This window comes from Candidatus Falkowbacteria bacterium (assembly GCA_013336275.1).
Classification (GTDB): domain Bacteria; phylum Patescibacteriota; class Patescibacteriia; order Patescibacteriales; family GWE2-39-37; genus JAAXUA01.
Window position 1 is genome coordinate 208,721 of sequence record JAAXUA010000001.1, and the last position, 18,594, is coordinate 227,314.

Annotated in this window: 19 protein-coding genes; all 19 read left to right on the plus strand. The window is 51.4% G+C overall.

All coding sequences use genetic code 11. The features are described 5' to 3' along the window. Window positions 1-9 precede the first annotated feature (9 nt). The 19 genes from HGA34_01030 to HGA34_01120 all read left to right on the plus strand — a co-directional run bounded on the left by HGA34_01030 (window position 10) and on the right by HGA34_01120 (window position 18,588). A complete protein-coding gene (locus HGA34_01030; protein NTW22109.1) occupies window positions 10-249 on the plus strand; it encodes a hypothetical protein in 240 nt (79 codons plus the stop codon). Window positions 250-278: 29 nt separating this feature from the next. After that, window positions 279-611, plus strand: a complete 333-nt coding sequence (trxA, locus tag HGA34_01035; GenBank protein ID NTW22110.1) for a thioredoxin — start codon at window positions 279-281, stop codon at window positions 609-611. Between the two features lie 95 nt (window positions 612-706). Next, window positions 707-868 (plus strand): hypothetical protein, encoded by a 162-nt coding sequence (locus HGA34_01040; GenBank protein NTW22111.1) that lies wholly within the window; start codon window positions 707-709, stop codon window positions 866-868. Between the two features lie 96 nt (window positions 869-964). Beyond that, window positions 965-1,363 (plus strand): response regulator transcription factor, encoded by a 399-nt coding sequence (locus tag HGA34_01045; protein NTW22112.1) that lies wholly within the window; start codon window positions 965-967, stop codon window positions 1,361-1,363. After that, entirely contained in the window at window positions 1,353-3,356 is a 2,004-nt protein-coding gene (locus tag HGA34_01050; GenBank protein ID NTW22113.1) for an HlyD family efflux transporter periplasmic adaptor subunit, read from the plus strand. The genes HGA34_01045 and HGA34_01050 overlap by 11 nt, the downstream gene beginning before the upstream one ends. An 87-nt stretch (window positions 3,357-3,443) precedes the next feature. Then, the gene (locus HGA34_01055; GenBank protein ID NTW22114.1) at window positions 3,444-4,154 is read left to right on the plus strand and encodes an ABC transporter ATP-binding protein; all 711 of its coding nucleotides are present in this window, start codon (window positions 3,444-3,446) and stop codon (window positions 4,152-4,154) included. Between the two features lie 118 nt (window positions 4,155-4,272). Continuing rightward, window positions 4,273-5,448: an FtsX-like permease family protein gene (locus HGA34_01060; GenBank protein NTW22115.1), complete on the plus strand. Its 1,176-nt coding sequence runs from the start codon at window positions 4,273-4,275 to the stop codon at window positions 5,446-5,448. Between the two features lie 3 nt (window positions 5,449-5,451). Next, on the plus strand, window positions 5,452-6,711 hold the full coding sequence (locus HGA34_01065) for an FtsX-like permease family protein (GenBank protein NTW22116.1): 1,260 nt from the start codon (window positions 5,452-5,454) through the stop codon (window positions 6,709-6,711). 75 nt (window positions 6,712-6,786) lie between these two features. Beyond that, window positions 6,787-7,311 carry a ferritin gene (locus HGA34_01070; GenBank protein NTW22117.1) on the plus strand — a complete coding sequence of 175 codons (525 nt, stop codon included), beginning with the start codon at window positions 6,787-6,789 and terminating at the stop codon, window positions 7,309-7,311. 3 nt (window positions 7,312-7,314) lie between these two features. Next, on the plus strand, window positions 7,315-9,327 hold the full coding sequence (locus HGA34_01075; GenBank protein ID NTW22118.1) for a DUF4012 domain-containing protein: 2,013 nt from the start codon (window positions 7,315-7,317) through the stop codon (window positions 9,325-9,327). 64 nt (window positions 9,328-9,391) lie between these two features. After that, window positions 9,392-10,399: a rod shape-determining protein gene (locus HGA34_01080; GenBank protein ID NTW22119.1), complete on the plus strand. Its 1,008-nt coding sequence runs from the start codon at window positions 9,392-9,394 to the stop codon at window positions 10,397-10,399. Window position 10,400: 1 nt separating this feature from the next. After that, window positions 10,401-11,687 carry a glycosyltransferase family 4 protein gene (locus HGA34_01085; GenBank protein ID NTW22120.1) on the plus strand — a complete coding sequence of 429 codons (1,287 nt, stop codon included), beginning with the start codon at window positions 10,401-10,403 and terminating at the stop codon, window positions 11,685-11,687. Window positions 11,688-11,801: 114 nt separating this feature from the next. Beyond that, window positions 11,802-13,829 (plus strand): S8 family serine peptidase, encoded by a 2,028-nt coding sequence (locus HGA34_01090; protein NTW22121.1) that lies wholly within the window; start codon window positions 11,802-11,804, stop codon window positions 13,827-13,829. A gap of 51 nt (window positions 13,830-13,880) precedes the next feature. Next, a complete protein-coding gene (locus tag HGA34_01095) occupies window positions 13,881-14,897 on the plus strand; it encodes an NAD-dependent epimerase/dehydratase family protein (protein ID NTW22122.1) in 1,017 nt (338 codons plus the stop codon). A gap of 2 nt (window positions 14,898-14,899) precedes the next feature. Next, complete coding sequence (locus tag HGA34_01100) at window positions 14,900-15,568, plus strand: glycosyltransferase family 2 protein (GenBank protein ID NTW22123.1); 669 nt, start codon at window positions 14,900-14,902, stop codon at window positions 15,566-15,568. Between the two features lies 1 nt (window position 15,569). After that, window positions 15,570-15,899 carry a DUF2304 family protein gene (locus HGA34_01105; GenBank protein NTW22124.1) on the plus strand — a complete coding sequence of 110 codons (330 nt, stop codon included), beginning with the start codon at window positions 15,570-15,572 and terminating at the stop codon, window positions 15,897-15,899. A 2-nt stretch (window positions 15,900-15,901) separates the two neighbouring features. After that, the gene (locus HGA34_01110; protein ID NTW22125.1) at window positions 15,902-16,315 is read left to right on the plus strand and encodes a hypothetical protein; all 414 of its coding nucleotides are present in this window, start codon (window positions 15,902-15,904) and stop codon (window positions 16,313-16,315) included. A gap of 1 nt (window position 16,316) precedes the next feature. Further along, window positions 16,317-17,447 (plus strand): glycosyltransferase family 4 protein, encoded by a 1,131-nt coding sequence (locus tag HGA34_01115; GenBank protein ID NTW22126.1) that lies wholly within the window; start codon window positions 16,317-16,319, stop codon window positions 17,445-17,447. Between the two features lies 1 nt (window position 17,448). Then, complete coding sequence (locus HGA34_01120; protein NTW22127.1) at window positions 17,449-18,588, plus strand: glycosyltransferase family 4 protein; 1,140 nt, start codon at window positions 17,449-17,451, stop codon at window positions 18,586-18,588. Window positions 18,589-18,594 lie beyond the last annotated feature (6 nt).

Consider the following 18,594-nt stretch of genomic DNA (forward strand, 5'->3'; position numbering starts at 1 on the left):
TTCAAAAGTATGACGATCGAACAGCCAGAAACACAACCGAATAATTTCGTCGAATTTGCCCAGACCCTTTCAGCGGCCGACAAGGCTCGCCTGGAATATATCCTTAATTTCATCGGCGAGACTGAAAAATCATTGGAAATGGCGGACGACCAGCTGGCCGTAATCGAAGCTTTGAAGGAGGTCTTCCAAGCCGAGAGCGATCAGAAGGCTTCCAAGGTTGCTAAAGACGTTCTTGAGGAACTCCTTTAGTCGAATAACTTATAAATTAACCTATAACTATGTCACACCCAATCATTTTGACGGATGAGAATTTCGAAACGGAAGTGATCAAATCAGAGCTGCCGGTTTTGGTTGATTTCTGGGCAGAGTGGTGCGGCCCTTGCCGCATGATGATCCCGGTCTTGGATGAGGTGGCGGAAAAATTTGTGGGCAAGATAAAGATTGCCAAACTCGATGTCAATGACGAAAAACATCAAGCTTTAGCGGAAAAATATCAGATTCAGGGTATTCCAGCCTTGAAAATATTCAAAGGCGGCGAGGTGGTAAAGGAGCTGGTCGGTTACCAGCCGACGGAGAGTTTGGAGAAAGAATTGGCCGCTTTTTCGGCCTAGGCTTTATTTTTTAAGCTAAATTTGCTACAATAGTAGCATATTAATAACTAACTTGTTTTGAGCCAAACAAGGAGTTGGCACAAAATTGCAAACACATGGAAGCATACTGCGTAAAATGCAAGGCCAAGAGAGAGATGATTGAGGCCGTAGAAGTCGAGATGAAGGGCAAAGGCGAAGTTAAGCGCCGCGCCATGAAGGGCAAATGTCCGACCTGCGGCACCGCTATGTTCCGCATCCTGGGTAAAGCAGCTGCCTAACCACTTTCGGATTACACATAAAAATCACCCCTTAGAAGGGGTGATTTTGTTTTGTCTTAATGGTTAGTTAATGGTATAATTATATAAATATAACATATGGCAAAATTCCTAATCATAGACGATAATATTGTCATGACCAGCGGTTTGCTGGCCAAGATGAGACTGGCGGGCCATGAGGCTGACGTTGTCGGAGAGTCTACCGTATCTGAGCCGGTCATCACCCTTGCCAGGGTGCGACAACCGGACATGATTGTCATTGACCCCACCCTGGACAGCAATCGAGCCGGCTATGGTCTTATTTCAGATTTGAAGGCGCATCCCGAGACTAAAGACATCCTTATTGTGGCTTATTCCGATCTTCCTGACTTATCTTTGCGTGAACGCGTTCTCAATCTCGGAGCTAGCACCCACTATGACCGTTCGAGTATGTCGGCGGAGGAGTTGATCGGGCGATTAGAAAAAATCATTATAAACAAGCAAAAATATGACGCTTAAGGGCAAAAAACGCTACCTAGTCATTGCTGGGGTCATTCTTGCGGCCGGTGGCTTCTTTTACAACAGCTACAAGCAAGGAAACAAGGTCGAATACACGACCGCTGAGGCCAAACTTTCTCGAATCGTCCAGACCGTCAATGAGACTGGCACAGTCAAGACTGCCACTGAAATCAAATTGAATTTCTTGGCCAACGGCAAGATCGCTAAGATCGGAGCCAAGATCGGCGACAAGGTCAAGAAGGACCAAGTCTTGGCCGAGTTGGATTATTCCAACCTCCTGATCCAGCAGAAACAGGCTCAGGCGAATCTGGATGTCGCCAAGGCCAATCTTGCAAAAATCGCCAACGGCGCAACCGTTCAGGACGTCACCATCAGCCTCTCAAGCGTCAAGCAAGCCGAGACAGCCTATGTCAACGCCCAAGCTAACTATGAAAAGGTCAAAAAATCGACTGCCGAAGCTATCGTACAGGCCCAGAAGAACTTATCTGACCTAGAGTCCAGCAACAAGGCCGCTTCGACTTATGGCCAGGCTATCCTGACGGCTCAGAACAATCTCGATAATACGAACCGGACTTATCTCCAAACTATCTCCAATCGCCGGACTTCTCTCTTGAATTCGGCAGAGAATCAGATTGCCGCCGCCCAGGCTGCCCTGGACGCTGCTAATCGCGTTTTTACCGATGACAATGCCAAAGACACCCTGAGCATCCAGGACGCCGGCCAGCTGATCAAAGCCAAGGCAAGCTATGATGCGGCTTTGATCTTAGTTGCCCCAGCTCGAGCTGATTTGGCTGATGGCAAGCGGACGGGGGCCAACAATGATGCCCTGACTGCGGCAAACTCGGTTCTTGGTCTCTTGAATGAGACCTTGGATGTGCTCAACGCCACCTTCGCCGCCTTATCCAAGTCGGTCACCAGCTCCAAATTTTCCCAAGCCTCGCTTGATGCTTTCAAAACCAGCATCAGCGCTCAGAACACAGCGATCAACGCCGGCATTTCCAGCATCAGCACGGCTGAGCAGAATCTCTCTGACACAGTATTAGCCTATAACACTAATCTTTCTTCGGCTCAGTCCAGTCTGGATCAGGCCCAGGCCGCTTTCAACAATGCCTTGACCAACGCACGCAATGCCTTGACCAACGCACGGCTTTCCGGCGACCAACAGAATGCTAACGCCAAATCGCAAGTCGATGCGACCCTGACTTCCTACAAGCTGGCACAGGCCCAGTATAACAAAACGGTAGCACCCGCCAGGCCGGAAGATTTCAAGCTCTTCGAAGCCCAGGTCGCCCAGGCCAAGGCCAATCTCGATGCCTTGATCAACCAGGCCAACAATAGCATCATCAAGTCGCCGATCGATGGCGAAATCACCCAGGTCAACTACGAAATCGGAGAAGAGCCCGGCGCTGCTAAGCCGGTTATGGCAATCCTGAGCCATGACAATTTTGAAATCGAACTAGATATCTCAGAGGCTGACATAGTTAAAGTGAAGCAGGGCAACCCTGCCAGCGTCACCTTCGATGCCTTGGGCGAGGCCGCTAAGTTCGCCGCCGACGTCACTTTCATCGAGCCGGCCCAGACGGTCATCCAGGAAGTCGTATACTACAAGTGCACCGTGAGCAATCTCCGCTCCCTCGATGCTGCTGGCGATCCTCTCGGCTCTACTGCCGGCACTTCCAGCGCATCCACGACACCAGTAGCCCCTAGTACTTCGACCAGCAGCCCCTTGCGGCTAATCCGCCCAGGCATGACGGCCAATGTCAGCATCACCACCGCTATCAAGGACCAGGTTCTGATCGTGCCCAGCCGGGCGGTGATAGACAAAGGAAATAGCCAGAAGGTAGTCCGTCTGCTCGTCAACAACCAGTTCGTCGAGACTCCGGTCACTGTCGGTCTGCGCGGTGATGAAGGACTGACCGAAATCATTTCCGGACTGAAGCCGGGTGACTTGGCGATCACATCGATCAAGAACGCCCCCGCAGTTAACCAATAACATGAGTATGATAATAATTTTCATCGCTTTGGCGGTCGTCACGGCTTTCATCATTGCGGCAATAGTCGAAAGCGAAAAAAAATAATGCTGATCGAAATCAAAAATCTGCAAAAAGATTACGTTAGCGGCGAGGTGGTCACACCAGTGATCAGAGGCCTCAATTTCACCATTGACAAGGGGGAATTCGTCTCGATCATGGGACCGTCCGGTTCCGGCAAATCCACCCTGATGCATATTTTAGGCTTCTTGGACCGGCCCACCAACGGCACGTATTTTTTTAACGGGCGGAACACGACCGAATTGGCTGATGATGAACTGGCCGCAATGCGCAACCGCCAGGTCGGCTTCGTTTTCCAGGCATTCAACCTGTTGCCGCGTACGACCGTGCTCGATAATGTCAAATTGCCCCTGATCTATTCATCGGACAAGGAGGATATCGAAAAGAAGGCTAGCGAGACCCTCAAGAGCGTAGGCCTCGGCCACCGCCTGAATTATTTCACCAATCAGATCTCCGGAGGCGAGAAACAGCGCGTCGCCATCGCCCGCGCGCTGGTCAACGGCCCTTCAGTCATCTTCGCTGACGAACCCACCGGCAACCTTGATTCCAAATCCGGCGTCCAGATCATGGCCATATTGCAGCGGCTTAACGACGCGGGGAACACCATCATATTGGTCACTCATGAAACCTACACTTCGGAACATGCCAAGCGCATCATCAAGATAATGGATGGCCAGATTACCAGCGACGAGCCGGTCCTGAACCGGCGTTTCGCTCAAGACGGCGAATTGCTGAAGTAGTTCTTGTCGCTGGCATAGATCGCTAACAATCCACAAATCCATGATTCATTCGGCTATACAGGCAGTTAAGACTTCGCTATCAGCACTCCGTGCCAACAAAGGACGGAGTCTTTTGACTATGCTCGGAATCATCATCGGTGTCGGCGCGGTCATAGTCATCATGTCGGTCGGCGCCGGAGCTCAAAGCTTGATACTCTCACAAATCAAAAGCCTAGGCTCCAATTTGATAGGCGTCTTGCCCGGCAAATCGGACAAGAATCAGCCGCCAGCCTCGGTTCTTGGCATCACTATCACCACCCTGACTTATGACGATGCTCGCGCCATGCTCGACAAGTCGCGTTTTCCGCACATCATCAGCAATGTGGCTTACACCAAGGGTTATGGCACCCTCTCCTGGAATGCCAACACTTATGAGACCAACCTATCCGGCTCGACCGTCGGTTATCTCCAAACGGAAAACGGCGAAGTGGCCGAGGGGCGGTTTTTTACCGAGGACGAAGAGCGAAACCTCTCGCGTTATGTCGTTTTGGGAAGCACTGTTAAAAATGAGCTCTTCGCCGAATCGAACGCCGTCGGCCAGCGCATCAAGATCAATAAGAAAAGCTTTGAAGTTATCGGCGTCATGAAAGAGCGGGGAACCGTCGCCTTCCAGAATTACGACGACCAGGTGTTCATACCGATCTTGACGATGCAGAAGCTGGTTGCAGGCGTCGATAATCTGGGCTTGATCAGGGTCAAACTGGACGACCAGAACAATATCGATAGCACGATCGAAGACGTCACGCAGCTCCTGCGCGAACGTCACGGCATCAACGACTCCAGCGGCGATAGTGATGATTTTACCGTGCTTAATGCAGCCGAGGCTTTGGATCTTCTCAAGACCATAACCAATGCTTTGAGGTATTTCTTGGCGGCCATTGCCGCCCTTTCGCTTGTTGTCGGCGGTATCGGCATAATGAATATCATGCTCGTGGCCGTCTCCGAGCGGACACGAGAGATAGGCCTGCGCAAGGCCGTCGGTGCCACCAACTCGAATATCCAGATCCAGTTCCTGTTAGAAGCGGTCATCATAACTTTCTTGGGCGGCATCATCGGCATCATCGGCGGCAGTGTTTTATCGTTTTTGATCGCGACCATCGCCCAGGCGCTGGGCTATGCCTGGGAGTTTTCAATCTCCTTAAGCTCAGTATTGCTTGCTGTTTTCGTTTCTATATCAATCGGTATCATTTTCGGACTTTTTCCGGCAATCAAAGCCAGTCGGCTGAACCCGATCGAGGCTTTGCGTTATGAATAAACTATGAAAATCGGCGCTGTCGTAAAACTATCCTTGAAATCCCTCATAGCCAACAAGATGCGGACGTTGTTGACGGTTTTGGGCATGGTTATCGGCATCGCAGCGGTCATCATCGTCTTCAGCGCCGGCGAGGGAATCAAATCGTTGATTTTGGGCCAAGTCGAGGCTTTCGGCACCGACATCATCCAGACCGAGCCGCGCCTGCCTTCGAATAAATCGACTGCGTCCAAGGATGCCCAATCCGGCCAAGCCATTGCCCAGGGCGTCCAGCTGACATCGCTCAAGCTTTCGGATATGGATGACATAGGCCGCCTGAGCAACATCAAGGGCAGCTATGCTACGTTGACCGGGCAAGCGCTGGCAAGCTACGAAGGCGAGACAAAGAAAGCAATCATTTTCGGCGTTAGCGCTTATTTCATAAACATCGGTTCGTTCGAACTATCAGAGGGCCGCTTCTATTCCGACGAGGAGGAGCGCAGCTTGTCCCAGGTCGCGGTCTTGGGCAGCAAGATGAAAGAGACCCTCTTCGGTGACTCCGAGGCCGTGGGCAAAATGGTGCGTTTGAAAAAGGAAAAATATCTGGTAGTTGGCGTCATGAAAGAGCGCGGGGCGACCGGGTTCATCAGTTTCGACGACTTCATCTATGTCCCGGCACGGACCATGCAGAAAAGGATTTTGGGCATCGACCACGTCGTTTCAGTTACCAGCCAGCTGCGCGACGTTTCCTTGGCCGAAGATACGGCTGAAGATATCAGGCAGATACTCCGCGAGAATCACCAGATTGAAAATCCGACCAAGGACGATTTCCGGGTCGCTACCATGGCCGAACTGATGGACACGCTCGGAACTATCACCGGAGCGATAACATTGCTTCTGCTGGCCATAGTCGGCATATCATTGGTCGTCGGCGGCGTGGGCATCACCAATATCATGTATGTCATCGTCACTGAGCGCACCTCGGAAATAGGCCTGCGTAAGGCCGTCGGCGCCACTTACCGCGATGTCATGCTCCAATTCCTGATAGAGGCCGTACTCATAACATTGTTGGGCGGCGTAATCGGCATGATTGTCGGAATTTTCGTCTCTTTCGGTATCGCCACGGTCGCCTCGAGCCTTTTGGGGTTAAGTTGGAAGTTCATCATGCCTATGAAGGGCTTTATCGTTGCAACTATCTTTTCCGTGTTTTTCGGCATCATTTTCGGTGTTTATCCGGCACGTAAGGCGGCTCGCCTTGACCCGATCGAGGCCTTGCGCTCCGAGTAAGCGTTTTCTTGTGAAGCTAGGCTAGGCTTGGTATAATAGTAAGCGTTCTAATCAGTTGTAAATCATAGAAAAAACATGAAAACTTGGATTTGCGAAATCTGCGGCGATGCCTATATAGGCGACGAGGCGCCGCACAATTGTCCTTTTTGCGGTGCCAGGAAAGGTTTCATCAAGCCCGGAAACCAAGCCGATCCAGTTACTGAAAACCGCAGCGAGTTGTCAGAGGAGACCAAAGGTTTTTTGACCGAAACCCTGCGCCTTGAGGTCCATGCCAACGCCATCTACACTTGCATGGCGAATGCGGCGGATACTTATGAAATCAAGAAGATGTATAAACGCCTAGCCAAAGTGGAACTGGAACATGCCACTATCTGTACCAAATTCCTTGGGATAGCTATGCCGGAAATAAAGCCGGAAAACTGTAGCGCTCAGGATCTGGAAAATTTCAAGAAGACGATCGAACTGGAAGAGCATGCCGCGGGCCTTTATGCCGAGTTTGCAAAAAAATCCCCAGAGAAGCATATCAAGATCATGTTTACGGCCCTGAACCAGGTCGAGGCTGACCACATCGTGCTGATCAATAGCTATATTAAGCAATAACAAATGTTCCGACTATCAGGTTCTGACAATCTGAATCTCGCCAAGATTTTCCGTAGCGCTCGCAGCGTTGCCCAGAATTTTCCTCTGGTAAAAAAAGTCCGTCGTCGACGGCATATCTTTGCGGCGCTCAAGATCATCTCGCTCTTGGCCTTGGTGACGATCCTGCTCCTGATCATTCTCTTTGCCGCCCATTTCCTCGCCTTCAAGAGCATCCTGGCCAGTTCCTTGTCAGGCAAGTCATCCTTGGAGCAGGCAGTCGGTATGGCTAAGCAGGGAGACTTCAAATCCGCCCAGGCAGCCGCCAATCAGGCAGCCAGTGATTTTTATTATGCCACGAGCAATCTTGAAGATATAAAGACTAGCCTGGTTTTTAATCAGGTCGGCGCGTTGCAATACCAGGTCGGCCAGCTCGGCTATTTGGTCGGTTCGGCGGAGATGCTATCAAGGGCGGTCGGACAAGCAGTATCATTCGGTCTTGAGCTGCAGAATCTCTTGGATGGCAATCGCCAGCTGAATTACTCGACTTTCAGTCCGGATGAGAAAAAGAAGATTCTCGGCCGGATCCAATATTCCGGGCCTGAATTGACCGGCATGAAAGCCAATCTTGATCTAGCGCTATTGAATCTGGCCAACATAACTTACCCTGGCGTCTTGTGGCCACTGAAAGGCAAGATCGATGAGACCAAGAATCTGGTCGGCGAAGCCTCACAGGTCTTAGGCAAGTTGGCGCCTATGTCCCAGATCATACCGGCGTTGGCTGGCTATCCTAGCACCTCGACTTATCTGGTGCTGTTCCAGAATAGCGACGAATTGAGGCCGACAGGCGGCTTCTTAGGGACTTATGGCATCCTGCAGATGGAGAGCGGCGACATCTCAAGGTTCGAGACCCACGATATCTACCACATGGATATGCCAGTCAAAGACAAGGTGGATGTCATTCCGCCGGAACCGATAAGGAAATATCTGAACGCAAAATGGTATATGCGCGACGCTAACTGGTCGCCAGACTGGCCGACCGCCGCACAAAAAATAGAGTGGTTTTATAATCTGGAAAATCCGCTCTTGCCACCCAAGGACCAGGTCAATAATTTTTCCGGACAATTTGATGGCGTCATAGCGATTACGCCGAAACTGGTGACCGATCTATTGGCGATCGTCGGCCCGATCGTAATTGATGGCCAAGAATACAACCCGACCAACTTCGTCGACCTTTTAGAGTACCGGGTTGAAAAAGGCTATGTCCAACTCGGCGTCTCCTCCTGGCAGAGAAAAGAGGTGATAGGCCAGATAATGAAGGAAATGAAGATCCGGCTGATGAACCTGCCATCGGATAAATGGCGCACGATATTGATGGTTTTTGATAACAATGTCGCTTCGAAAGATATATTGGTCTACCTGCACGATCAAGTGCTGCAGGGCTTGGCCAAAGAGCAGGGCTGGACTGGAGAGATCAAGCAGCCGCAAAGCGATTACCTGATGATCGTGGATGCGAACCTGGCCAGTTTGAAAACCGATGCCGTCATGAACCGTAGTGTCAGCTACGAGGTCAAGGAAGGAACGGACCGGCTGACCTCCCGGCTTATCATAAATTATGCCCACCGTGGCAAGCCGGACTGGAAAACCAGCTATTACCAGACCTACACCCGGGTTTACGTGCCCAAAGGCAGCCGTCTGATCAAGATGGAAGGATGCAACAGCAAGCCGGACATTATCGATGAATATAACAAGACGGCCTTCGGTTGCCAGCTTATCGTTCCATTCAACCAAGTAGCGCCGCTCGTGTTGGAGTATGATCTCCCGAACCACCTGAAGACCGCCCTTGCCAAGAATGGTTATGGCTTATTTGTTCAAAAACAGCCAGGCAACCAAGTCTCTGAATTGGCAGTTGACTTAAGCTTCATCAATGGTATAAAATCTTATAGTCCAGTAGGTTTCTCGGTCAATTTCCTGACTGGCAACCGAATCGGCTGGCTGACCGACCTGACACTCGACCGGCAGTACTCAGTCTCGTTTTAGCGCCAATAATTGCCAATAATATTAGCGTTTTTAGCTGGTTATTGGCAATTTTTAATAATACCGCATGTTTATCAAAAGAATCGGCATCGATCTAGGCACAACCTATACTTTGGTCCATCTGCCAAAACGGGGGATTGTCATCAACGAACCGAGCGTGGTTGCGATTTCAGTTACGGACAAGAAGATTCTGGCCGTCGGCAACGAGGCCAAGGACATGCTTGGGCGCACTCCTGACACCATTATCGCCTTAAAACCCCTGAAGGACGGCGTTATCGCTGATTACCGGGCCACTGAGGCTATGCTTAGATATTTCATCAACAAGTCCCTGGGCGGCATCCGCCTATTTCGTCCTGAAGTCATGGTCGCCGTGCCTGCTGGCATTTCCTCGACCGAACGCCGTGCCGTCATTGACGCCACCATCGCAGCTGGAGCCAAGGCAGCCTATATCATCAAGGAGCCGGTCGCGGCCGCTATCGGCGCTGACATACCGATCGGCTCGGCGTCGGGCCACATGATCATCGATATCGGCGGCGGTACTGCTGAAATGGCTGTCATCTCCTTGGGCGGTATCGTGGCCTCGACTTCGGTCAGGGTCGGAGGCACCCGTTTCGATAGCGCCATCATCGACTACATCAGACGCAAATACAATCTCTCGATCGGCGAGCGCACAGCCGAAGAGATCAAAATCAATATCGGCTCAGCTTTATATCTTGAAAACAAGCTAACCATGGAAATCCGCGGACGCGATATCGTGACCGGGCTGCCACGGAGCATTATCGTCACCTCGAACGATGTGACCGAGGCGTTGCAGAACGAGTTGGAAGCGATCATCAATGCTGTCAAAAAAGTCCTGCACGAGACCCCTCCGGAACTTTCCTCGGACATTATGGACAAGGGCATGGTCCTGTCCGGCGGCAGCTCGCTTCTGCGCAATATCGACCAGCTCCTGTCTCGCGCCACTGGCGTTCCGGCCTACATCGCCAATGACGCCCTCCTTTGCGTCGCGAAGGGAACCGGCATCGCTTTGGAAAATCTTGATTCATATAAGCGCAGCATCCTCGCAACCAAATAATATGATTATCGGCATCGATGCCAGCCGGGCTAATCGCAAGCACAAGACCGGCACTGAGTGGTACGCCTTCTACCTGATCAAGGAGCTGGCGAAGCTTGATGCGTCCAATCAGTACATACTTTATTCCGAGCAGCCGATTTCGAACGACTTGAATGACCTGACCGACAACCCATCGGGCGGTCCTATTTCCTACGACCAGGACGGTTTTCAAGTCATCAAGAGTCCCCACGGCAACTTCAAGGCCAAAGTGCTTGATTGGCCGGTCCGACATCTGTGGACCCATCTCCGACTGTCCTGGGAAATGATTTGGCATCGCCCCGATGTGCTTTTCGTGCCTTCGCACGTCCTGCCGCTGATCCACCCCAGGCGCTCAGTCGTAACCATCCATGATGTCGGTTTCGAGCGCGACAAAAGCCTTTACCCGAAGCTCGATCTCGGCCCGAACAGCAAGCTGCAGAAACGAATCCTTAACGTGCTTGTCAGACTCTTCACTTTCGGACGTTTCGGCGCCAACGTCCAAGACTATCTGACTTGGTCAACCTTATTTTCCTTGCGCAAGGCCGAAAAGATCATCACCGTTTCCGAATTTTCAAAGCAGGAAATATTCGAAGTCTACAAAGACGAGCTGACCCCTGCGGTCTTGGGCAAGATCATCGCCATCCATAACGGGTATAACCAGGAATGCTACAGGCCGGTCACTAACCATGATAAGGTGACAGCTACTTTGGAAAAGTACGATATCGAACCCCCATATATCTTTTACCTGGGCCGTCTGGAGCGCAAAAAGAATACCCCCGCCTTAGTAGAAGCCTTCGGTATGATTAGCAAGCAATTTCCTGAGTACAAGCTAGTGCTGACCGGCCGGGCCAGCTTCGGCTATGACGAAGTCGAGTTCATGATCAGCCAGTACAAGCTCGACCATAAGGTCATCTGTACCGGCTGGGTCGATGAAGCCGACCTGCCTTATATCTACGGCGGTGCAGACATATTCGCTTTCCCATCGCACTATGAGGGCTTCGGCATTCCTTTGGTCGAAGCCATGGCCTGCGGCGTGCCTGTTGCGGCATCCGACGTCGCTCCGATAACCGAGGTGGTTGACGGCGCAGCAATCCTTTTCAATCCTGAAAGCCCGGCTTCCATCAAAGACGCCTTAGTCAAGCTCATCTCCGACAAGGAACTGCGAAACCGCCTTAGCGCACTGGGGTTAGCTAGGGCTAAGCAATTCGGCTGGAAGATAACCGCCGAAAAGACACTGGCCGTCCTAGACCCCAATTTCAAATTATCGTAATTTCATGTTATAATATTTCTGTTTTTACCTATTTCAGACAACCATATAACCCTCAAATACCCAAACATCATATTATCATTACTGAGCCGACGTAAATCGTTGGCTCTGGTTTTTATGCTGTCAGCCCTAGCCTTGTCAGGGCACGATTCGATCGCTAGCCCTAGCATCCCGGCAAGCCTTTTGGTCAAGTATCGAGGGGAAGACGCCATAAAAGAGGTTCGAGTGCCGGATCAGTCCCATTCCGATGAATTTATCATGGTCCTCAAACAAGATCCGAACATCGAGTGGGCCGAACCGGACTATTCGTTCCATTCCGCCATTATCCCCTCAGACACCCATTATAGCCAGCAGTGGTACTTGCAAAAAATCAAGGCCCCTTCGGCTTGGGACATCACGCAGTCTACCAAGAACATCGTCACCGCAGTCATTGATACCGGCGTTGACATCACGCACCCCGACTTGAAGAATAACATCTGGATCAATCAGGATGAGATTCCGGGAAACAGGAAGGACGATGACAATAACGGCTTCATCGATGATATCAATGGCTGGGATTTTGTCGGCCGCAATGCCGACCCTATGCCGAAATTCGAAGAGGGGTTCACCTCCGACGTCCTTCATGGCACGATCATCTCCGGATTGATCGCTGCCGAAGGCAATAACGCAGCCGGTGTTTCCGGAGTTACTTGGAATGCCAGGATCATGCCGTTGCGGGTTCTCAACGACAAGGGTGAGGGGACCGCTGGCAATGTCATCCGAGCTATCGATTATGCTATAAACAATGGAGCTCACGTAATAAATCTGAGCTTCATCGGCTTCAACTACAGCCAGGGAATGGATGAAGCGATCAGGCGTGCATACGAAGCAGGCGTAATCGTGGTAGCCGCGGCTGGCAACGAAGCTGGCGACCAGACCAAGGACACCGACCTTAACAAGACACCGATGTATCCGGTCTGTCTTGATGGCCGTCCGGGTGAGAATCGGGTCATTGGCGTAGCGGCGACAGATGCAATGGACCAGAAGACCTATTTTTCAGGTTATGGCTCGCGCTGCGTTGATATCACCGGTCCTGGTGTCAGTATCTTTAATCTCTCAGTCTACGCTCCGGACAAGACCTTGGATAATCAGCCTCTGAACAAATACTATGACGGTTACTGGTCAGGCACCTCTGTGGCCGCTCCGCAAGTGAGCGGCGTCCTCGCCTTGATCATGTCGACCAACCCAGGACTCGACCGCAAGGCAACGGTTGATGTCCTGCTGTCTAGCGCAACCAACATCACCCGTCTCAACCCGCTTTACCCCAATCAGCTCGGAAGCGGACGTGTCAGCGCAGCGGGCGCGGTTGAGCTCGCCAAAGACAGGCTGACGGAAAACAAATTCGATCTCATAGTCAACCAAAGTAGCGGCACCTCGACCGTGCTCAATATCATCAATCCAGCCAGGTCCTACAACAAGGAAATCGTGCTCGGCGCGGAATTGGCTGGAGGCGTCAATGTGGCGTCAGGCGATGTCGACGGTGACGGACGTGCCGAGATTATCGTCGGAGCCGGACCAGGCGGCGGCCCCCACGTCAAGATACTCGACCAAACAGGCAGGCTCAAGGGCCAATTCATGGCTTACAATACTAGCTTCAGAGGAGGCGTCAATGTGGCGTCAGGCGATGTCGACGGTGACGGACGTGCCGAGATCATCGTCGGAGCCGGACCAGGCGGTGGCCCCCACGTCAAGATCATCAATGGCCGCGGCCAGCTCAAAGGCCAATTCATGGCGTATAAAACTTCTTTTCGCGGAGGCGTCAATGTGGCCGTGGCCGACGTTGACGGCGGCACCATCAATCGGCGCTCTGAAATCGTAACCAGTCCCGGCGCCGGCATGCCCGCTGAAATCAGGATCTTTACCGACCACGCCAAACTGCTGAGCAAATTCTCTCCGTTCGCCGTAAATTTCGACAAAGGAGTCAACCTAACCAGCGCCGACACCAATCAGGATGGCCTGGCGGAGATCATCGTCGGAGCCGGACCAGGCGGCGGCCCCCACGTCAGGGTCTTCACTTCAGCCGGCAAGCTGGTAGACTCATTCTATGCTTATCCGAGCGAAATCAAGACCGGCGTCAGGATAACCTCCATCAAGTCCCAAAGGTAGCCTCTTTCCCTAAAAATTGCTAAAATAAAAACGTAATCATCAAAAAAACATATGGCAACGCAATCAATTTTCGAAAAGAAGAATATCCTGGTTATCGGCGGTGCCGGCTTTATCGGTTCCCATCTTTGCGATGAGCTGGTCAAGCATGCGAAGGTCATCTGTATCGATAACTTTTCAACCGGAGAAGAGAAAAACATCGACCACCTGCTGTCTGATCCGAATTTCAAATTCATCCGCCACGACATCTCTGAAAAAATCAATCTCGAGGCATTGCCAGAATTGGAGAACTTCAAGGTACCGTTCCAGGGCATACAGGAGATTTATAACCTGGCTTGCCCGACCTCGCCAAAGCATTTCGAAAACCTCCGGATCAGCAACCTGATGGCCAACTCCGTCGGAGTCATGAATTCTCTGGATCTAGCCGTCAAATATCACGCCAAGTTCATGCACTTCTCGTCATCGGTCATCTATGGCGCACGTACGGCAGAGAATAGTAAGATCAAGGAAGACGTGCTCGGCTCAGTCGACATCCTTTCGCCGCGCGCTTGCTATGATGAGGGCAAGCGTTTCGCCGAGACCATCGTCAATACTTACCATGAAGTTTATCAGATCGAGACCAAGATCATCCGCTTGTTCAGGACCTACGGTCCGAGAATGAAGCTCGATGATGACCAGATGATTCCAGACTTCGTTAGCGACGCTTTGGATAATAAGGATATCGTGATTTATGGCGATGAGAAATTCAGCTCCTCTTTCTGCTACATCTCCGACGCGATCGATGCTTCATTGAAGTTTATGGAAAAGGACGGCGGCGGCGTTATCAACATCGGCTCTGACACTTTGGTAACCCTCTCGAATCTGGCGCAGAAAGTGATCGACATGGTCGGCGCCAAATCAAAAATCATCTATCAGCCGGAAATCTTGTTCATGAGCCAGCTGCCAGTACCGGATATCAGCAAGGCGTTGAATGAGCTTGGCTGGCTGCCGATCATCACTTTGGAAAAAGGACTGGAAAAGACTATATATGAATTGCGAGCGAGCAAGGGACTGGTTCGGATTCCACATTGAAGATGCCTTTGAGAATATTTTGCGTAATACCTGCACTTAACGAAAAGAATAACATCCAGGACGTTGTCCGTGGTGTTGTTCCGTGCGTTGATTCGGTTATCGTAGTCGATGACGGCTCACAGGATGATACCGCCGGATTGGCTGAACAGGCTGGCGCAACCGTCCTGCGGCACGCGGTCAATCGGGGGCAGGGCGCGGCTTTGCGCACCGGCACCGAATACGCATTCGGCCAAGGCGCAGACATCGTCGTCCATTTCGACGCCGATGGGCAATTTCTCACCAAGGACATCGCTGTCGTTACCGGACCGATTGTCGACGGGCAAGCCGCCATCGTGTTCGGCTCCCGCTTTCTCGACAATACCACCAAGATGCCGTTAATAAAGAGGCGGGTAATCATGCCCTTGGCCAGGATAATCAACAAGCTCTTTCTTGGAGTCGAGCTGACCGACCCGCAAAGCGGCTTCCGTGCCTTTTCGCGTGATGCTTTCAAGCGCTTGGCTTGGCAGCAGGACGGCATGGCCCACGCCTCGGAAATCTTGGCCTTGAGCGCCCATTCAGGCTTGGCGGTGAAAGAAGTGCCGATAACCGTCATTTATCACCAGTACGGACAGAAATTTTCCGGAGGGATGAAAATACTTAAAGATTTATTTTTTGGCAAATTAATCAGATAACATGACCCAACAGCTCATCGCATTAGCGATCATTTTATTCTTCATTACACGCCTCTTCGGGCAGCGGCGGCGTCAGCGATTAGCGCCAGGCGAGTTCTGGTTCTGGCTGGCTTTCTGGCTTTTGGCTGCCGTACTGATACTCGGCCTTAAATGGATCGATCGCTTAGTCGCTGGCATCGGCTTTTCCGGGAGCGGAATCGAAGTGCTGCTCTACTTGGCCGTAACGGTCTTATTTTATTTCATTTTCCGCCTGCGCTTGCGCCTGGCCAAGGCCGAACGCGACATTACGGAGATGGTGAAGCAGGTCGCATTAATCAATAAACAAAAATAGCTATGAACGCGAAGGACATGGTGCTCGATTTCATTTACTATACGGTCGTCCTGATCATCATCCTGGGCGCGCTTTTCCTGTTCTTGAATCCTAATTATTTCAAAGCCTTCTCGACCTTTATCAAAGCGATGGCTCCGGTCTTCTTTTTTGCCGGCTTTCTGATGATGAAGCTGCGTTGGATGCGAAAGGAATACAAGAAAAAGAAAGAAGAGGGTAGTACCGAGGTCCTGTTGCGCCTGAGCTATTTTGATAAGTTCACCACCGAGGTCCTAACTTTTCTTCTGCCGATGTCGATCAGCGTCATTGTCATGCTATCGGGCAGGGAATATACGGCCATCGACTTCATCCAAGCCGGACTGGCTTTCGTGATCTTATATCTCTGGAACAAGACCTTATTCAGCCATCGCGTCGATTAATATGAAAATAGCTCACTTGATTTGCGTTTTCAGGCCATACAAGGGCGGCATGGGCAACGCTGCTGGGCAATTCGCCAAAACTTTGGCCCAAAAAGGCCATGAGGTGACTGTTATAACGCCTGATTACGGTCAGGCTGATTTTTTATCATCCGAGACTGATGATTCCTACGAAGTCCGACGATTAAAACCGCTTTTTGCCATCGGCAATGCGGCCAGCTTGCCTCAATTGGTCTGGCAGCTTAGACGATATGATATCGTCCATTTGCACTACCCATTCTATGGCGCCGTGCTGCCTGTCCTGTTCGCTTCGCTTTTCAAAAAGAAAGGCAGCAAGCTCATCGTGCATTACCACATGGATAGCCTGGCCGCGGGAGTCCGCGGATTTATTTTCCGTCTCAATAAGATATTCATCTGGCCCATCCTCTTTAAGGCGGCCGACCTGGTGACCGCCGCTTCGCTTGATTACGTTGCCAATTCGCAGATCGCCAATTCGTATGTGAAGTCACCGCAAAAATTCTTCCAAGTGCCTTTCGGCGTCGACGCCGACTTTTTTCGCTTCACGCCGTCGATCATTACGGAACGAAAAAATATCCTTTTCGTCGGCGGGTTGGATCAGGCACATTATTTCAAAGGCATCCCGATCCTGCTTGAAGCGTTAAAAATCCTGAAGGCCGAACACCATCTGGATGCTATTTTAACCGTAGTGGGCTCTGGTGAGCTGCAGGGGCAGTATGCCCATCAGGCCGAAAGCCTAGGCATAAGCAAAGATGTGGTATTTTCTGGAAGATGCAGCGACCAGGAGTTGGCCGCCCATTACCGGAACGCTTCGCTTCTGGTTTTGCCATCGATCAATCAGGGAGAAGCTTTCGGCCTGGTCTTGCTCGAGGCCATGGCTACAGGTCGTCCCGTTGTCGCCAGCGACTTGCCAGGCGTGCGGGGTGTCTTTACTGACAAAGTCGAGGGGTTTCGGGCCAAACCAGGCGATGCTTCTGATTTGGCGGCCAAGATATTTCTGATTCTCAGCAATCAGGAATTGGCCGAGACGATGGGCCAAGCCGCCAGACATAAGACAGAAACCACCTATCGCTGGTCGGAAATAGGCCGCCTTCTAGAAGAAGCCTACAGCAAATAGCATGAAAATATTGATATTGAACAATTTATACCGACCATTCGCCCGCGGCGGTGCCGAACGTATCGTTGAAATGACAGCTGCTGAGCTGACATCTCAGGGTCACAAAACCTTAGTCGCAACCACACTGCCGCTGGGCCGAAAGGGTCCGTCGACTAATGGCGTTGCCTACTACCGCGGACTACCTTCTTTGTTTTATTTTTTTGATAAGCTGCCCAAGACAGCCCGGCTCATCATGCACTTGCTCGGATACCTGGATTTTTGCACCTATCGGCAGACCAGGAGATTCATCAACGATTTCAAACCTGATCTGATCATTTCCAATAATCTGATCGGTATCGGCTTAGTTTCCGCGCGTGCGATCAGGCGCAGCGGCATCAAGCACGTCCACGTCTTGCACGACATCCAGTTGCTTCACCCCTCTGGCCTTTTGATGTGGGGTAATGAAGGCTTGATTTCGACCTGGACCGCCAACAGATACCATAGGCTCAATCAGGCGGCTTTGCATGGCGCAAATCTCGTTGTTTCGCCGTCGCGATGGCTGCTCGACCTTCATCTGAAACACGGCTTCTTCAAGAATTCCGCAACGGTGACCATACCTAACCCGATTGACTTCAAGACATCAGCGACATCAAGGACAAGGGCTTCAGAAACAACCGATTGCCTGTACGTCGGCCAGCTAGAGACGCACAAAGGCATAGGCTTGCTATTAGAGGCCTTTGCCGAGCTTCCGAGAACTTTTCGCTTGAATATAGCCGGTAGCGGCTCACAAAAGCGTGAAGTGATAGCAGCGGCCGAGCAGGACGACCGTATCATCTTCTTGGGGCGCCTGACTCCTGAACAAGTCTCATCCGAGATGGAGCGCAGTTCGCTTTTGGTCGTACCGTCGCTCTGTTACGAGAACTCGCCGACAGTGATTTATGAGGCCATGTCACACGGTCTGCCGGTCATCGCAGCTGATATCGGCGGCATCCCTGAATTAATCGCAGATAAAGAAAATCTTTTCGAACCTGGCAATAAGCAAGCGCTCATCACTGCCATAACTGGCGATTACCAGCACCGCCAAAGGCTGCCCGACGGCAAAGCCTTATCCGCCAAACAATACATCAGCGCACTCTTGGACATGATAAAAGCCCTCGACTAGAGGGCT

Bases quoted from the DNA above. Each gene is read 5' to 3' on its own strand.
- HGA34_01075 (NTW22118.1), top strand. From the start codon at position 7,315: ATGTTCCGACTATCAGGTTCTGACAATCTGAATCTCGCCAAGATTTTC.
- HGA34_01115 (NTW22126.1), top strand. From the start codon at position 16,317: ATGAAAATAGCTCACTTGATTTGCGTTTTCAGGCCATACAAGGGCGGC.
- HGA34_01120 (NTW22127.1), top strand. From the start codon at position 17,449: ATGAAAATATTGATATTGAACAATTTATACCGACCATTCGCCCGCGGC.
- HGA34_01045 (NTW22112.1), top strand. From the start codon at position 965: ATGGCAAAATTCCTAATCATAGACGATAATATTGTCATGACCAGCGGT.
- HGA34_01040 (NTW22111.1), top strand. From the start codon at position 707: ATGGAAGCATACTGCGTAAAATGCAAGGCCAAGAGAGAGATGATTGAG.
- HGA34_01050 (NTW22113.1), top strand. From the start codon at position 1,353: ATGACGCTTAAGGGCAAAAAACGCTACCTAGTCATTGCTGGGGTCATT.
- HGA34_01105 (NTW22124.1), top strand. From the start codon at position 15,570: ATGACCCAACAGCTCATCGCATTAGCGATCATTTTATTCTTCATTACA.
- trxA (NTW22110.1), top strand. From the start codon at position 279: ATGTCACACCCAATCATTTTGACGGATGAGAATTTCGAAACGGAAGTG.
- HGA34_01100 (NTW22123.1), top strand. From the start codon at position 14,900: ATGCCTTTGAGAATATTTTGCGTAATACCTGCACTTAACGAAAAGAAT.
- HGA34_01070 (NTW22117.1), top strand. From the start codon at position 6,787: ATGAAAACTTGGATTTGCGAAATCTGCGGCGATGCCTATATAGGCGAC.
- HGA34_01095 (NTW22122.1), top strand. From the start codon at position 13,881: ATGGCAACGCAATCAATTTTCGAAAAGAAGAATATCCTGGTTATCGGC.
- HGA34_01090 (NTW22121.1), top strand. From the start codon at position 11,802: ATGCTGTCAGCCCTAGCCTTGTCAGGGCACGATTCGATCGCTAGCCCT.
- HGA34_01030 (NTW22109.1), top strand. From the start codon at position 10: ATGACGATCGAACAGCCAGAAACACAACCGAATAATTTCGTCGAATTT.
- HGA34_01080 (NTW22119.1), top strand. From the start codon at position 9,392: ATGTTTATCAAAAGAATCGGCATCGATCTAGGCACAACCTATACTTTG.
- HGA34_01065 (NTW22116.1), top strand. From the start codon at position 5,452: ATGAAAATCGGCGCTGTCGTAAAACTATCCTTGAAATCCCTCATAGCC.
- HGA34_01060 (NTW22115.1), top strand. From the start codon at position 4,273: ATGCTCGGAATCATCATCGGTGTCGGCGCGGTCATAGTCATCATGTCG.
- HGA34_01085 (NTW22120.1), top strand. From the start codon at position 10,401: ATGATTATCGGCATCGATGCCAGCCGGGCTAATCGCAAGCACAAGACC.
- HGA34_01110 (NTW22125.1), top strand. From the start codon at position 15,902: ATGAACGCGAAGGACATGGTGCTCGATTTCATTTACTATACGGTCGTC.